This is a genomic window from Nocardia sp. NPDC101769 (genome assembly GCF_044766925.1).
In the GTDB taxonomy this organism is placed as follows: Bacteria; Actinomycetota; Actinomycetes; order Mycobacteriales; family Mycobacteriaceae; genus Nocardia.
Window position 1 is genome coordinate 546468 of the sequence record NZ_JBIWMX010000001.1, and the last position, 15905, is coordinate 562372.

The following is a 15905-nucleotide window of genomic DNA, read 5'->3' on the forward strand; positions in this document are numbered from 1 at the left end:
AGAGTAACCTACCAAGCACTTGCTTTGTTAGACCCATTCCCGGACAGCGAGGAAGCCCTGTGACATCTCCTCCGCAGACCACACCGCTCGCCCTGCACGCGGCCGCGCACGCCTACGGCGACGCGCCCGCTGTCGGCGACGGTGCCGTGCGACTGAGCTGGTCGCAACTGCTGGACTCGGTGCGTGAGACCGCGCGTGCGCTGATGGCGCGCGGCATTCAGCGCGGCGACCGCATCGGCATCTGGGCGCCCAACACGCATCACTGGGTGACCGCGCTGCTGGCGAGCCACTACGTGGGTGCGGCGATCGTTCCGCTCAATACCCGGTACGTGGCCGCCGAGGCGGCGGATGTGCTGTCCCGGGTTCATGCCAAGGCGCTGTTCATCACGGGCGAATTCCTGGGGCGCGACCGGCTGACCGAACTGCGGACCGCCGCACCGGAACTGGGCATCGAGACCACCATCGTGATCCCCGTCGAGGGCGAGGCCCCCGTCGAGGACGCCATCGTATGGTCGGAACTGGGCAAGGTGGCCGAGGCGGTGAGCCTCGAGGAGGTCATCGCCCGCGCGGAATCGGTGTCGCCGGACGATCTTTCGGACATCCTGTTCACCTCCGGCACCACCGGGCGCAGCAAGGGCGTGCTGATCGCGCACCACCAGGTGCTGGGCAGCGCCCGGGCCTGGGCCGACTGCGCGACGCTGAACAACACCGACCGCTATCTGATCGTGCCGCCGTTCTTCCACAGCTTCGGGTACAAGGCGGGCATCATCGCCAGCCTGGTCACCGGGGCGACCATGATTCCGCAGGCCGTCTTCGACGTGCGGGAGACCATGCGGCTCATCCACGACGAGCGCATCACCGTGCTGACCGGTCCGCCGACCATCCACCAGACCATCCTCGACCACCCGCAGCGCGACGGGGCGGACCTGTCCAGCCTGCGCGTCGCGGTCACCGGCGCGGCCACGGTGCCGGTCGTGCTCATCGAAAGAATGCGCAGCGAGCTCGATTTCGAGGTTGTGCTGACCGCGTACGGGCAGACCGAATCCGGCGGGTTCGGCACCATGTGCCGGCCCGAGGACTCCAGCGAGACCATCGCCAATACCTGCGGGCGCACCATCGACGGCTTCGAGATGAAGCTCGCCGACAATGGTGAACTGCTGCTGCGCAGCGACCAGGTGATGCGCGGCTACCTCGACGATCCGCAGGCCACGGCCGCGACCATCGACGCCGACGGCTGGCTGCACACCGGTGACGTCGCCGTCATCGACGACCGCGGCTACATGAAGGTCACCGACCGGCTCAAGGACATGTACATCTCCGGCGGCTTCAATGTGTATCCCGCCGAGGTGGAACAGACCATGGCCCGGCTCGCGGGTGTCGCCGAGACCGCGGTCATCGGCGTGCCGGACGAGCGCATGGGCGAGGTCGGCAAGGTGTTCGTGGTGCGCCGGTCCGGCTCGGAGCTGACCGCCGACGACGTGAACGCCTACGCCAAGGCACAGCTGGCCAACTTCAAGGTGCCCAAGTACGTGGAATTCCGCGACGAGCTGCCCTACAACGCCGCCGGAAAAGTTCTCAAGCGGCAACTACGTGAGGAGACCGCGTGAGCGAGTCGAGCCCGGAGGCGTCGCTCCTCCACTCAGCGCTTGCGGAGCGCAACCACGTAGGGCTCTCGATCACGCGCGTAAAGGAGACAGTGTGAGCCAGGAACTGGGACCCATCCCGGACGAGGGCGAGGTCGTCCTCTACGAGAAGCGCGGGCCGATCGCGGTCGTCACGCTGAACCGGCCGGACTACCGCAATGCGCAGAACTCGGTCATGACCTACGCGCTCGACGCCGCCTTCGTGCGGGCCGTCGAGGATCCGGAGGTCAAGGTGATCGTGCTGGGCGGCGCCGGAAAGCATTTCAGCGCGGGCCACGACATCGGCACGCCGGGCCGCGACCACCACATCAAGTACGAGAACAAGGCCGCGCTGTGGTGGGACCACACCGATCGCCCGGGTGGCGATCAGCGCTTCGCCCGTGAGTCCGAGGTCTACCTGGGCATGTGCCGCCGCTGGCGGGAGATCCCCAAGCCGACCATCGCCATGGTGCAGGGCGCGTGCATCGCGGGTGCGCTCATGCTGGCCTGGTCCTGCGACATGATCGTGGCCTCCGAGGACGCGTTCTTCTCCGATCCGGTTGTCCGCATGGGCATTCCGGGCGTCGAGTACTTCGCGCACCCGTGGGTGCTGGGGCCGCGCCGCGCCAAGGAGATCCTGTTCACCGGTGAGCGTTTCACCGCCGCACAGGCTTACGAGTGGGGCATGGTCAATCGTGTCGTCCCGCGCTCGGATCTGGAGACCGAGACCTTCGCGCTGGCCGACAAGATCGCGGAGATGCCGCAGTTCGGGCTGGCGCTGACCAAGAAGGCCGTCAATCAGTGTGAGGACCTCATGGGCATGCGGGCCGGCATGGACTCGGTGTTCGGGCTGCACCACTTCGCGCACGCCCACAATGCCGAGGTCGGCGCGGACTCGCTGGGCGGGATGAACGCCAAGTCCATGAAGGCCGCCGCGACCGACGCCGCTGTCGGCCGCGAAACAGAATCCGCCAACAACGACGGGGCGAAATAAGTGGATCTCGAATTCGACGCCAAGACAGAGGAGTTCCGCGCCGAGGTGCGCGAGTTCCTGGCGGCCCATGTGCCCGCCACTCCCCTGCCCTCCATGGACACCGAGGAGGGCTTCGAGGCGCACCGCGCGTGGGAGGCCAAACTCGCCGAGGCCCGCCTGTCGTGTGTGGCCTGGCCCGCCGAGTACGGCGGCCGCGACGCCTCGCTGACCGAGTGGGTCATCTTCGAGGAGGAGTACTACGCCGCGGGTGCGCCGGGCCGCGTCTCGCAGAATGGCATCTTCCTGCTCGCGCCGACCCTGTTCGAGCACGGCTCGCCGGAGCAGCTGGCCCGCATCCTGCCGAGAATGGCACGCGCCGACGACATCTGGGCCCAGGCCTGGTCCGAGCCGGAGGCCGGCTCCGACCTGGCGGGCATCCGCTCCACCGCCAAGCGCACCGAGGGCGGCTGGCTGCTCAACGGCCAGAAGACCTGGAGTTCGCGAGCCTCGTTCGCGGACTGGGGTTTCGGCCTGTTCCGCAGCGACCCGGAGGCCGAGCGCCACCGCGGCCTGACCTACCTGATGTTCCCGCTCACCGCGGAAGGCATTACGGTGCGGCCGATTCCGCAGCTGGACGGCGAGCCGGGCTTCGCGGAGATCTTCCTTGACAACGTGTTCGTGCCGGATGCGGACGTGATTGGCGAGCCGAACAACGGCTGGAAGGTCGCCATGGCGACCTCCAGCAATGAGCGCGGCCTGTCGCTGCGTTCGCCGGGCCGGTTCAATGCCACCGCCAACAAGCTCATCGAGCTGTGGCGCGGCGCGGCCGCCGAGTCCGACACCGCCCTCGCCGACCGCGTGGTCGACGCCTGGGTGGGTGCGGAGGCGTACCGCCTCAACACCTGGGCCACCGTGACCCGGCTGGCCGAGGGCGGTCAGCTCGGCGCGGAATCCTCGGTGAACAAGGTGTTCTGGTCGGATCTGGACATCGCCATGCACGAGACCGCGCTCGACCTGCACGGCGCGGCCGCGGAACAGGAATCGGCCTGGACCGACGGCTACCTGTTCTCGCTGGCGGGCCCGATCTACGCCGGTACCAACGAGATCCAGCGCAATATCATCGCCGAACGCCTGCTCGGCCTGCCGCGATAGCCACCCGGAGGACGACGACATGCGATTCGCATTGACCGCAGAACAGAACGATTTCGCCGCCAGCCTGCGCAAGATGGGCGAGGCCGCCAAGACTCCCGGCGTCGTCCGGGCGTGGGGCGCGGGCGATTCCGCCGCCGGGCGCGCACTCCTCGGCCAGCTGGCCGAGGCGGGCGCGCTGGGCCTGACCGTCACCGAGGAGAACGGCGGCTTCGGCGCGGGCCCGGTCGAGATGATCGTGGCCTTCACCGAGATCGGCCGGGCCGCGGTGCCGGGCCCGCTGGTGGAGACCGCCGCCGCGATTCCCGCACTGCTGCAGGCGCTTCCGGACTCGGCACTCGCCGCCGAGCGGCTGCCCGAGCTGGCCGAGGGCGCGAAGCTGGGCACCCTCGCGGTGACCGCCACGGCCGGCGCGAATGCGGGCCGGGCCGGGGGCGCGGCCACCGCGCTGGACGCCGACATCGCCGACCTGGTGCTGATCGCCGAGGGCGACCGCATCGCGCTGGCCACCGCCGGTGGCCCGGTGGCGTCGGTTGACGCCGCTCGCCGCCTGTTCACCGTGACCGCCGGCGAGACCCTGGCCGAGGGCGAAGGCGTCGGCGCCGCCATCGATCTCGCCTTCGACACCGCCGCCCTGGCGGCCGCCGCGCAGCTGCTCGGTGCGGGCCGGGCGCTGCTGGACACCAGCGTCGAGTACGTCAAGCAGCGGCAGCAGTTCGGCACCCCGATCGGGCGCTACCAGGCCATCAAGCACCACGTGGCCAATGCCCACATCGGGCTGGACATGGCGCAGCCGCTGCTCTACCGGGCGGCCCTGACCCTGGAGTCCGGCGCGGACGCGCAGACCCGCGGACGCGACATCTCCGCGGCCAAGCTGGCCTGCGGCGAGGCCGCCTACCAGGCCGCCCGCATCGCGCTGCAGGTGCACGGCGCCATCGGCTACACCGCCGAATGCGATCTGTCGCTGTGGCTGACCAAGGTCACCGCGCTGCGCTCGGCCTGGGGCACCCCGGCCGAACACCGCGCCCGCATCGCCGCCGCACTGCGCGCCGGAAACGTCGCATGAGCGCCCCGGTGGCCGACGCGGCAACGCTCGACACATCGTGCGCGGGCGGGGCACACACCCCGCTCGTCGCCCGGTGCGTCCGATCGCTCCTGGCCTCGACCACGGGCGAGTACGCGCCCGGCCACCGGGAATTCACCCGTGCCGAGATCGAGCGGGCAGACCGATGACAACGCGTGCGGACCGTCGGCAGGTCGAGGCGAAATCCATTGCCAGGGTGGCGAACACCCCGGGTAGCACCACATTGATCAGCGCACCGGGCCGACGCGCCGCGCGCCACTTCTACACGTTGGGAGCGAAGGCATGAGCCTGACGGCCGAGCAACAGGAACTCGCCACGACCGTGCGCGCGGTATTGGCCAAGCACGGGGACAGCGCGGCCATGCGGCGCGGGCTGGAGAGCGAGCGCGGCTACGACGAGCAGCTGTGGAAGCTGCTGTGCGAGCAGGTCGGTGTCGCCGCACTGGCGATTCCGGAGGAGTTCGGCGGCATCGGGGTCGGTCTGGTCGAGTCCCTGCTGGTGGTCGAGGAGCTCGGGCGCACGCTGTCCGCGCCGCCCATGCTCGGCTCGGCCGTGCTGGGTGTACAGGCGCTACTGCTGGCCGGGAACGCCGAGGCCGGTGAGCGGCTGCTGCCGGAGGTCGCCGAGGGTGTCCGCACGCTGGCGCTGTGCTGGGCCGGGCCGCGCGGCTGGGACTCGTTCGGGGTCACCGCCGAGGGCGAAAAGCTCTCGGGCTCGGCGCATTACGTGCTGGACGGCGTGCACGCGGACACGCTGCTGGTGCTGACCGCCGCGGGCCTGTTCGAGGTGGACGGCAAGGCCGCGGGCGTCACCCGCACCGCGGTCGTCACCCAGGATCCGACCCGCAAGCTGGCGCGCATCGACTTCGACTCGGTCGAGGCCCGTCCGCTCGGCGAGCCGAATGTCGCCCGCTTGCGTGAAATCGCCTGGGCGGCAGTGGTTGCCGAGCAGCTCGGCGCGGCCGAGCAGTGCCTCGACATGACCGTCGAGTACTCCAAGTCCCGGGTGCAGTTCGGTCGTCCGATCGGCAGCTTCCAGGCGCTCAAGCACCGCATGGCCGACATGTACGTACTGGTCGAGTCGACCCGCTCCATCGCGTACCTGGCCATCGCGGGCCTGGCCGAGGGCACGGTCGAGGCCGTCGACGTGCAGTCCGCCCGCCTGCATGCCATCGACACCTTCAACTCGGTGGTGTCCGAGACCGTCCAGATGCACGGCGGTATCGCCATCACCTGGGAGCACGACGCGCACCTGTTCTTCAAGCGCGCCCACGCCGACGCCCAGCTCTTCGGCACTCCCGCTCGTCCGCTGGCCCGTCCGGCGTAGTTCCGGGCCAGCTCATGGACTACCCGCTCGCGGGCTCCTGACGTTGCCCAGGCCGGGATCGGAGCAGTAGCCCCGGTTCCGGCCTGAGTTGTCCTTTCGGCCTGGCCGCCTTCATCGTGGCTTTGCATCGAAGGCTGTCTCGATCACTTCCGCTGGCGCACAAAGTTATTCGGTATCGATAGCCTGACGACTGCCGTTGCCAGCGCCCCGGTTGTGCTCATTCCGGAGGCGTACAACTACGGCTTCTGCAGTATCCGGAGCTATGGGGCGGTCACCCCACATCTTCGATTGACGTCGTTGTTCGAACGACGTAGCGGTACTGCGCCCGCGTGGGATCGCTCGCGAAGAAGGGTCGGCTCGATCCGCCACCGAGCGCGGAACGACCAATCCATCTCAGCAAGGACTTGCTCCTTGGAGAAATCACACAGACCGCCCTGACCCTGGGAACGTCCGAGGATATTACGGGCAGCATTGATATCAGCATGGAGCTTCTTACCGCAGAAGCGGCACGAGAACCGCTCCTGGGAGATCCTGTTCTTCTTGTCCACGTAGCCGCACCCGGAACAGCAACGCGACGTGTGAGCCGAATTGACCTTGGTGACGGTGATCCCACGGGTCTCGACAAGTGACGCGAGCTTAGCGCCAACGGTCGCTCTGCCTGCTCGGCTCATGATCCGGTTGAGCCGTCTCGAGAGACCGCCCATCCGAAAGTCCAGCTCCTCCACCACCATCTCTCTGATGTCTTCGCCCGCCAACCGGTTGAGGATCCGGCCGACCTCGTTACGGACATACTCGCGGATACGACGGTTCAGTCTTGCGTATCGCTTGGAGTCACGTAAACGAATTCCCTGACGCTGCAACGACACTGCCAGGTCGTTGAGTTCGGTGTCCCGCTCGCAGAGCCAACGGTAGGGTGTCTGCCCGAGAAGCTTGCCGCCACTGGTAGCGAAGATGTTCCTCAATCCCCAATCCAGGCCGACGGATTCGCCTTCGATGCGCAACTGGGTAGGTTGGGACTTCTTCACCAGGGTGAAGCAGACATCACCGGTCGTGCTCACGCTGATCTGACAGAAGTTGCGTACCTCGCCAGGGGCATCGTTGAAGTAGTCGTATCCCCGGAGAGGGATGCTCACTGGGTTGCGCTTCTCGAGGGTAGATACTTTCACCCAGTAGTCCGCATGCGGCTTGTCCGATACCGAGACTCTCGCAACTGTCCCGTCCATCGCCATAGTGCGGACCTCGGAGAGGTTGGGAAACGGATGCTTTCGCAGCCACTCGTTGGCCAGCACGGTTGACATACGAAGCGCCTCCTCGGAGACCATGACTCCATGCCTTGCGTCGAGCACACAGTCGACTGCCCACCACGCCTTGCGGGCGTTGATGCGGTATAGCTGCCGGCGAAGTTCCTCGTCCTCGAAGCGGAGGGCACGAATCACGGCTCGTAGACCGACTTTTGCTGCCGTTTGCCAAGCTGCCAGCACTGCATTGACTTGGCTCGTTACCGAATTCCATTGCCGTTGAGATAGATACGACGGCAACGACTTCTTTTCCCCCGATTGGAGCCATCCGAGCTCGGTCTGCCCTGCCTTCAGTTTGCGAACCTGGATGTACTGCACATGTACCAACCCTCGCTGCCACCAGGGCAGCACAGCCGCCACTGCATCAAGCTTTCCGCGATTCGCTGTGGTCGGAAGCCGATACGTACGCATCGTGCTGCGGTCGGTCATGGAACATAACGCTAACCAGCAGATCGAATATCCGTTCGAAATCAGTTGATACTCGTCGGGAATCGCCCGATTCGGTATGAATTGCGGTGTGCCGCAGGTTGTTGCGCCAACGAACGGGACTCGTTCTCACGCCAGAGACGTTACGGCCAAGGCCAACGCGCCCCGGCGACGACTGATTCGCCCGGCGTTCGCGGACCGCACCCACCGGGTGCGGTCCGTTCGTATATCCGCACGTCGCCACCCCTGGCGATTACTTTCGACCGTCCGGGTCGTCTGAATATCGACATCGCTACGTCCCGGGGAGCTGCCATGCCGTCGACCGTGTCCGGTGATCTCGATCGCGAAGAATTCCTGCGCGCCGCCGAGGCGTATCGCGGTGAGCTGATCGCGCACTGCTATCGGATGGTCGGCTCGGTGCACGAGGCCGAGGACCTGGTGCAGGAAACGTATCTGCGAGCCTGGCGGGGTTGGGAGGCATTCGAGGGGCGGGCGTCGACGCGGAACTGGCTGTATCGGATTGCCACCAACCTGTGCCTGACCGCGGTCACGAACAAGCAGCGCCGGGTACTGCCATCCGGATTGGGGCCCGCCGCGGCGGGATCCGGGCCCAGACTGGAACAGCTGTGGCTGGAACCGTTCCCCGAGCGCTGGCCGGATACGGACCCGGCCGAGATCGTCGCCGGTCGGTCGAGTCTGCGGCTGGCGCTGGTGGCGAGCCTGCAGAATCTGCCGCCACGGCAGCGGGCCGTGTTCATCCTGCGGGAGGTGCTGGCCTACCCGGCCGCGGAGGTCGCCGACATACTCGGCATGAGTCTCGCGGCGACCAAGAGCGCACTACAGCGGGCCCGCGCCAAACTCGACGAGGTGTCCCCGCGAGCGGACGCGGTGATCGAACCGGATTCCCCGCACGCGCGGGCCCTGCTGGAGCGCTATATCACCGCGTTCGAGAACGCGGACGTGGCCGGGCTCACCGAGCTGCTGCGCGACGACGCCATTCTCGAATCCACCGCGACGGGCCGCTGGCTGGCGGGCAAGACGCACTGCCTCGATCGGCTGCTGATCTGGGCTCGCTCCGGGGAGTACCGGCTGTATCCGGTGATCGCGAACGGGCAGCCCGCAATGGTCGCCTACCGGGGCGAGCACGCGGACCCGGCGCTCACCGCGTTCGGCGTGGTGGTGCTGGCCGTCGACGACCGGCACGTCACCCACGTGACCGCCTTCATCGACCCGGGCATGGTGCGCCACTTCGGGTTTCCCGAGGTCGATCCGGGGCGCTGAGGGCGGCGATTCCTTTCGCGGGCCGGCGTGGTCTCTATCCCGACCACCGCACGAAAGGAATCCTCGTCGTGAAACTCAGCCTGTATCTACCGACCGGCACCACCCAGGAATTCGCCGGTTACAGCGACCCGACCGCCGCCTTCGAAGCCATGCGTGAACTGGCGGTCGCCGCCGACGACTGCGGGTTCCACACCCTGTGGGCCCCGGACCACTTCATACCCTTCGGACCACCCGGGGCCTATGTCTTCGAGGTCTGGACGACACTGTCCGCGCTGGCCCGCGAGACCCGGACCATCCGGCTCGGGCAAATGGTGACCGGCAACGGCTACCGCAATCCGGCGCTGCTCGCGAAGATGGCCTCGACCCTGGACGTCATCTCCGGCGGCCGCTCCACCTTCGGCATCGGCGCGGGCTGGTACGAGCAGGAGTATCAGGCCTTCGGCTACGACTATCCGGCCGCTCCCGAACGGTTGCGGCGGTTGGAGGAGGCGCTGCGGATCATCGCCTCGATGTGGACCGAACCCTCCACCACCTTCGACGGCGACTATTACCGCGCCGACGGTGTCGTGAATCAGCCTGCGGGAGTGCAATATCCGCACATTCCGCTGATGGTCGCGGGCGGCGGCGAGAAGGTGACCCTGCGGCTGGTCGCCCGTTATGCCGACCTGTGCAACGTGCAGGAGCCGCCGGATGTGGTAGCCCGCAAATTCGAGATCCTGGCCCGGCACTGCGCGGCTGTCGGTCGCGAATTCTCTTCCATCACAAAGACTTCGACGTCGTACTGCATCATCGCCGACACCGACGAGCAGGCGCGAGCGGCCGTGCCGCCGTGGGCGCCGCTGGTATTTCCCGGCGACCTCGCCGACTACGGCCTGATCGGCACCCTCGACACCATCGCCGAACGGCTCACCGCCTACGAGAAGGCCGGGGTGGACGAACTCGTCGTCGGCTTCGGCAATGCCCTCGACCCGAACACCCTGCGCACCTTCGCATCCGCATTCATTCAGAAGTGAGGTAGACCCATGTTCCTGCTCACCGGAGTCACCGGCGCGGCCGGTTCCATCGTCCTGCGCGAGTTCGTGAAACAGCAGGTCCCGGTTCGCGTACTGGTGCGCGACCCCGCCAAGGCCGTGCAGCTCGCCGCGGCGGAACCGACGATAGAGGTCGTGGTCGGCAATATGCTGCACGCCGACACTCTCGGACCCGCCATGGAGGACGTCGACCGGGCGCTGATGATCTCCTCCCCGCGCGACCGCATGCTGGAAACCCAGTGCCGATTCATCGACGCCGCCAAACAATTCGGGGTGCGGCACATCGTGAAATTCGGCGGCAAGGAATCCGGAACCACCTTCGATCTCACGGCTTTTCGCGGCACCCGCTGGCATTTGGAGATCGAGGCCTATCTGGAGGCTTCCGGCCTCGAATGGACGCATCTGCGCCCCAGCCAGTTCATGCAGATGTACCTGCCGGAGGCGCTGACCGGAGTCGACAGCGCCCGCCACGCGCTGGTCATGCCGATCGGTGCGAGCAGACTGGCCCCGGTCGACATCCAGGACATCGCCGAAGTCTGCGTCGCCATGATGCGCGCCGAGGGCATCGAAGGCCAGGCGTTCGACATGACCGGCCCCGAGGCGCTCACCTCCACCGAGATCGTCGAACAGCTTTCCGCCGCAACGGGAACCACGTTCACCTACGAGCTCGTGACTCGCCGGCGCAAACGCGAGCTGCACGCCGAGCAGGGTCTACCCGGCCCGGTCATCGACCTGCTCGACGAGCTCTACGCCGGTCGCGCCGGATCCCCCGAAGCCCACGTCGACGTGTCCACCCACGAACGCTTCGGCGTCACCCCAACCACCTTCGCCGAATTCGCCCGCCGCAACGCCCCGGCATTCACCGCCTGATCCCGGGCAAACCCGATGCGGGCCGTGCCATTCCGGTTCGGTCCGCGTTCGGTGTCACCCGTACGATCCCGCTCATGAACCAACCGATGCCGCCGCAACAGCCGTACCAGCAGCAGTACCCGCAGCAAGGCCAACAGCCGTATCCCCCGCAGGGCCAGGCTCCCTACCCGCAGCAGGGCCAGCCGCAACCGCAGCAGCAGCCGGGCCCGCAGTTCCCGATCCTGGTCTCCACCATGAACGATGTCCCGGGCCAGGAAATCGTCAAGGTGATCGGCGAGGTCGCAGGCCTGACCGTCCGCAGCCGCGGCCTGGGCGCCAACTTCGCGGCCGGATTCCGAGCCCTGGGCGGCGGCGAGATCCATGAGTACACACAGCTGCTGTACCAGTCGCGGCACGAGGCCATCATGCGAATGTGCCAACATGCCATGGCCTATGGCGCGAACGCGGTGATCGCCATGCGCTTCGACTGCAACGAGATCGCCAACACCATGAGCGAGGTCGCCGCCTACGGCACCGCCGTCGTCGTCAAACCCACGCAGTAGGCACCGGGCTCGGGGGCTATCCCTCCTTGCCGAGAATCTCGGTTATCGAGCTCGCGGTGAGCGAGCGATCGAACCAGGCATCGAGAGTATCAAGCTCACGGCACGATTCGATGCGCTGCCGAGCCTCCTGCGACACCTCGATGCCGCGCGCACGCAGGCTGCGGAGAATCGCGTCGATGAGGGTCTGGACCCGGCCCTCGACCCGGCCTTCGACCCGGCCTTCGACCCGGCCCTCGGCACGGAGCCGCTGGGAAGTCTCGGAGCGGAAGAACGAGAGATCCACGGTCATCAACTGCCTCCATGTCTGTGCGGCCGGGCTCTTGCCCAACCCGAGTTCGGTGAGTTCGGCGAAGATCAGGGCGTCATCTTCATCGATGCTCTGTAACGCGGTGGCCAGCGCTTTCAGTATCGCACCGATACTGGCGTCGTTGGCGTGAGTGATGGCGGACAGGGTCGCGAGCGGGATATCACCGGCCGCGATGCACGGATCCGACACGGCGGGAACATTGTGAGGGCCGAGAACCAGTGGACGAACGAGGAGGCTCGTCCACTGGCGGGGGCCTATAGTCAGCGGACCTTCCGCCCATCTGGCGGTCGCGGTGTCCTGGCAGACAACCAGAAGTACCGGAGGCAGTTGGTATTTCGCATGGACATGGGACAGGTAGTACGCCCAGGAGCTGGGCTTCTTCCGGTCATCCTTACCCTGCGCCTCTACCAGCAGCAGAAACGGCCCCTCGTCTGTGTCGAGGCGGAGCAGAGTATCGACTCGACGTTCGATCGGATCGATCTCGGTGAGATCGTTCGGTAACAAGGCGACCTCGCGTGGGCCAGGGAACGGTAGGCCGAGCGTTTCGAAAGCACGGCCGAAGACCTCTGGGTGGCTGCGGAAAAGCCTGTGCATCGCTTCGTGTTTCGAGCTGACCATGAGTAGGACGGTAAAGCCGGTTCCCGAATACATGTTCGAGAACCGGCTATCTCGACCGGAATCGCCCGATTCGTAGCGAGAATCGGTGCGGCGCACTGGATTCGGGTCAGTGGTGGAGGACCTCGACATCACGGACCGGCTTCTTGCGGCCGAATTTGGCGCGCAGGGGGTAGATGGCCATGACTGCCAGGAGGCTGATGGTCGAGGCGAAGAGCTGGTTGCGCTGGTCGGGGTTGCGGGCCATGGCTACGAAGACGGCGAAGAGGGCGATGATGACGGCCCAGCTGATGTAGGGGTAGCCCCACATGCGGTAGGTGAGGGCGGAGGGGTCTTCGCGGCGGAGGCGGGCGCGAAGTCGCAACTGGGAGAACATGATCGCCACATAGACGAAGGCCAGGACGACGCCGATGGAGTTCACCAGGAAGGTGAAGACCTTGTCGGGTGAGACGTAGGAGGCGATGACCGCGCCCCAGGCGGCGACAGTGCCGAGCAGGACGGCCCGGGCGGGGACGCCGCGCTTGTTGAGCTTCACCAGGGAGGCGGGGGCGTCGCCGTCGCGGGTGAGGACGTAGAGCATCCGGGAGGAGACGTAGATGGCCGAGTTCAGCACCGACAGCACCGCGGTCAGGATGACGACCTGCATGATGGTGCCGGCGGCCGGAATCCCGATGTGCTCGAGCGCGCTCACGAACGGGCTCGTCAGCACCTTGGCGTCGTTCCACGGCAGGATGGTCACCACCAGGAAGATCGAGGCCACGTAGAACAGGCCGACCCGCCACAGCACATTGTTGGTGGCGCGGGCCACCGCCGGGCCCGGTTCCTTGGATTCCGCGGCCGCCACCGTCACGATCTCGGTACCGCCGAACGCGAACATCACCACCACGATGGCGGAGAAGACGCCGCCGATCCCGTTGGGCGCGAATCCGCCGTGCCGGGTCAGGTTGGCGAAGCCCGCGTCCGAACCCGGCCACAGCCCGAACACCCAGGCCAGTCCGATGGCCAGGAAGGCCACGATCGCCACCACCTTGATGGAGGCGAACCAGAACTCGAACTCGCCGAACGACTTGACCGACACCAGGTTGACCGCGGTCATGACGACCAGCAGCCCGGCGGACAGGATCCACTGGTCGAGATCGATCCAGTTGCCGAGAATGGCCGCGCCGGCCACCGCCTCGGCCCCGACCAGGATGACGTAGAGGTACCAGTACAGCCAGCCGACGGTGAATCCGGCGAACGGTCCCATGGCCATCCGCGCGTACTCGCCCATGGATCCGGCGACCGGGCGGGCCACCACCATTTCGCCGAGCGCCCGCAGTACGCACAGCACGACGAGTCCGGCGCCCGCGTAGGACAGGATGGCGGCGGGTCCGGCGGTCTCGATGACCGAGCCGCTGCCCACGAACAGGCCCGCGCCGATCGCGCCGCCTATGGCGATCATCGTCATGTGCCGGCGCCGGAGTCCGGCACGCAGTCCCGGCTGTCCGTCGCCGCTCGGTTCCGTCAGCTGGACACTGCCGGGTTCCGGCTTCTGGACACTGCCGGGTCCCGGCTTCTGGACACTGCCGGGTTCCGGCTTCTGGACACTGCCGGGTTCCGACTTCTGGACACTGCCGGGTTCCGACATCTGACCGCCACCTTCTTGTGTTGCCCGAGTGTTGCCCGAACACCATATCGGGCCTGGTCAGGCAGGGAAAATCGCCGGTCGGGCCCCGGTTTCCCGGGCTGCCGCCGATACGCGAATCCCGCTCCCGGACAGCGGTTTACCCACGGGCGTACCGTCGGAAGGTATGACCGAGACACAGCGTGGCCGGGTACGCGTCGAACCGAGCGCCAAGCGGGTTCGCGCCTACCTGGGCGGTCACCTGGCCGCCGACACCGTCAATCCGACGCTGGTGTGGGAGGGACCCCACTACCCCACCTACTACCTGCCGGTCGCCGACCTGCGGGTGAAGCTGGAACCCAATGGCAAGACCCGCCACTCCCCCAGCCGCGGCGACGGCACCGAATTCGATGTGGTCGCCGACGGCGTGACCGCCACGGGCGCGGCCGTCCGGCACCTGGACTCCCCGATTCCGGAACTGCGCGACCTGGTCAAGCTGGACTTCCAGGCCATGGACGAGTGGTTCGAGGAGGACGAGCCCATCTACGTCCACCCCCGCGACCCCTACACCCGGGTGGACATCCTGGCCAGCTCCCGCCACATCAGGGTCGAACTGGACGGCGAGACCCTGGCCGATTCGCACTCCCCGCGCATCCTGTTCGAGACCGGGCTGCCCGCCCGCTACTACCTACCCCTCACCGATATCCGCATGGACCTGCTGCGGCCGTCGGCGACCAGGACGTCGTGCCCGTACAAGGGCCACGCCGAATACTGGAACATCCAGCTGGGCGAGACCAGCCACCCGGACCTGGTGTGGATCTACCGCACCCCGCTGCCGGAGAGCCAGAAGATCGCCGGGCTGGCGTCGTTCTACAACGAGAAGGTCGACATCTGGGTCGACGGCGAGATGATGCCACGCCCCAAGACGCCGTTCAGCTGAAACCCTCAGTCCCCCAGGATCTCCGACACCAACCGGGGCAGCGCCGCCCCGATCGGGTCGCGCACGATCTCGGCGGCGTAGTCGTCGTAGGGGGTCGGCTCGTTGTTCACGATGACCAGGTCGGCCCCCGCGTCCACCGCCACCGCGCACATGGACGCGGCGGGCTCGACCTGGAGTGAACTGCCCACGGCCAGAAAGATTTCGGCGTTCTCGGCGATCTGCACCGCCGCGCGAATGGCGGCGGTGTCGAGCTGCTGGCCGAACATGATGGTGGCCGCCTTCAGGATGCCGCCGCAGTCCGGGCACGCCGGATCCGCCTCGCCCGCAGCCACCCGTTCCAGGGTGGCGGCCATGGAATCGGTGAAATCACAGTCGATGCAGACGACTTCGAACATATTGCCGTGGATCTCCACCACACTGTCCGACCCGGCCCGCTGGTGCAGCCTATCGATGTTCTGGGTGATGATCCCGACCTGCCGCCCGCCCGCCGCCAGCCGCACCAAGGCCTGATGCGCCGCATTCGGCGTCGCCCGCCAGGCCGGATTGTCCCGCCGCGCCAGCCAAGCCCGGGTCCGTAGCTCCGCATCGGTCACGTAATGCTGATAGGTGGAGAGCAGTTCGGCGATGGGGTCCTCGGTCCAAACTCCGCGCGGCCCACGGAAATCCGGTATCCCGGAGTCCGTCGAGATCCCCGCGCCGGTCAAGACGCCGATCGGTCCCCTGCGTGCGCGCCAGTCCGTCACATGACCCAGCCTAGGCCGAACCCCGCCCCGCCCGCTGCCCGCCACGGAGGCGCCGTCGTGGTGGATTCGGCGCGACCCACGCCACGGGCAAGAGC

Annotated in this window: 14 protein-coding genes; 10 read left to right on the plus strand and 4 right to left on the minus strand. The window is 67.2% G+C overall.

Translation table 11 applies throughout. The annotated features are described in order from the left end of the window. The first annotated feature begins 59 nt into the window (after positions 1-59). The 5 genes from ACIRRA_RS02210 to ACIRRA_RS02230 all read left to right on the plus strand — a co-directional run bounded on the left by ACIRRA_RS02210 (position 60) and on the right by ACIRRA_RS02230 (position 6154). Entirely contained in the window at positions 60-1607 is a 1548-nt protein-coding gene (locus ACIRRA_RS02210; RefSeq protein WP_402761873.1) for a FadD3 family acyl-CoA ligase, read from the plus strand. A 91-nt stretch (positions 1608-1698) separates the two neighbouring features. After that, complete coding sequence (locus ACIRRA_RS02215) at positions 1699-2616, plus strand: enoyl-CoA hydratase (RefSeq protein ID WP_357012276.1); 918 nt, start codon at positions 1699-1701, stop codon at positions 2614-2616. After that, complete coding sequence (locus ACIRRA_RS02220) at positions 2617-3747, plus strand: acyl-CoA dehydrogenase family protein (RefSeq protein WP_402761876.1); 1131 nt, start codon at positions 2617-2619, stop codon at positions 3745-3747. 19 nt (positions 3748-3766) lie between these two features. Further along, the gene (locus tag ACIRRA_RS02225; RefSeq protein ID WP_402761878.1) at positions 3767-4810 is read left to right on the plus strand and encodes an acyl-CoA dehydrogenase family protein; all 1044 of its coding nucleotides are present in this window, start codon (positions 3767-3769) and stop codon (positions 4808-4810) included. A 300-nt stretch (positions 4811-5110) separates the two neighbouring features. Beyond that, the gene (locus ACIRRA_RS02230; RefSeq protein WP_402761881.1) at positions 5111-6154 is read left to right on the plus strand and encodes an acyl-CoA dehydrogenase family protein; all 1044 of its coding nucleotides are present in this window, start codon (positions 5111-5113) and stop codon (positions 6152-6154) included. 260 nt (positions 6155-6414) lie between these two features. On the opposite strand, the gene ACIRRA_RS02235 is transcribed toward ACIRRA_RS02230, so the two are convergent. Beyond that, positions 6415-7881, minus strand: a complete 1467-nt coding sequence (locus ACIRRA_RS02235) for an RNA-guided endonuclease InsQ/TnpB family protein (RefSeq protein WP_402761884.1) — start codon at positions 7879-7881, stop codon at positions 6415-6417. 309 nt (positions 7882-8190) lie between these two features. On the opposite strand from ACIRRA_RS02235, the gene ACIRRA_RS02240 reads away from it, so the two are divergent. From ACIRRA_RS02240 to ACIRRA_RS02255, 4 genes are all read left to right on the plus strand, one after another. Further along, entirely contained in the window at positions 8191-9159 is a 969-nt protein-coding gene (locus tag ACIRRA_RS02240) for an RNA polymerase subunit sigma-70 (protein ID WP_402761887.1), read from the plus strand. A 68-nt stretch (positions 9160-9227) separates the two neighbouring features. Further along, positions 9228-10172, plus strand: coding sequence for an LLM class F420-dependent oxidoreductase (locus ACIRRA_RS02245; RefSeq protein WP_402761890.1), 945 nt, complete (start codon positions 9228-9230; stop codon positions 10170-10172). A gap of 9 nt (positions 10173-10181) precedes the next feature. Continuing rightward, the gene (locus ACIRRA_RS02250; RefSeq protein WP_402761893.1) at positions 10182-11060 is read left to right on the plus strand and encodes an NAD(P)H-binding protein; all 879 of its coding nucleotides are present in this window, start codon (positions 10182-10184) and stop codon (positions 11058-11060) included. A 74-nt stretch (positions 11061-11134) separates the two neighbouring features. Further along, complete coding sequence (locus tag ACIRRA_RS02255; protein ID WP_379383172.1) at positions 11135-11602, plus strand: YbjQ family protein; 468 nt, start codon at positions 11135-11137, stop codon at positions 11600-11602. Between the two features lie 16 nt (positions 11603-11618). Here ACIRRA_RS02255 and ACIRRA_RS02260 read toward each other — a convergent pair whose 3' ends face one another. Further along, a complete protein-coding gene (locus ACIRRA_RS02260) occupies positions 11619-12527 on the minus strand; it encodes a hypothetical protein (RefSeq protein ID WP_402761896.1) in 909 nt (302 codons plus the stop codon). A 106-nt stretch (positions 12528-12633) separates the two neighbouring features. Next, positions 12634-14151 carry an amino acid permease gene (locus ACIRRA_RS02265; RefSeq protein ID WP_402761898.1) on the minus strand — a complete coding sequence of 506 codons (1518 nt, stop codon included), beginning with the start codon at positions 14149-14151 and terminating at the stop codon, positions 12634-12636. Positions 14152-14314: 163 nt separating this feature from the next. Here ACIRRA_RS02265 and ACIRRA_RS02270 point away from each other — a divergent pair, with 163 nt between their 5' ends. Further along, complete coding sequence (locus ACIRRA_RS02270) at positions 14315-15067, plus strand: DUF427 domain-containing protein (RefSeq protein ID WP_402761900.1); 753 nt, start codon at positions 14315-14317, stop codon at positions 15065-15067. Between the two features lie 5 nt (positions 15068-15072). Here the strand turns inward: ACIRRA_RS02270 and ACIRRA_RS02275 are convergent, their stop codons facing one another. Beyond that, positions 15073-15810, minus strand: coding sequence for an SIR2 family NAD-dependent protein deacylase (locus ACIRRA_RS02275; RefSeq protein WP_402761903.1), 738 nt, complete (start codon positions 15808-15810; stop codon positions 15073-15075). Between the last annotated feature and the right edge of the window lie 95 nt (positions 15811-15905).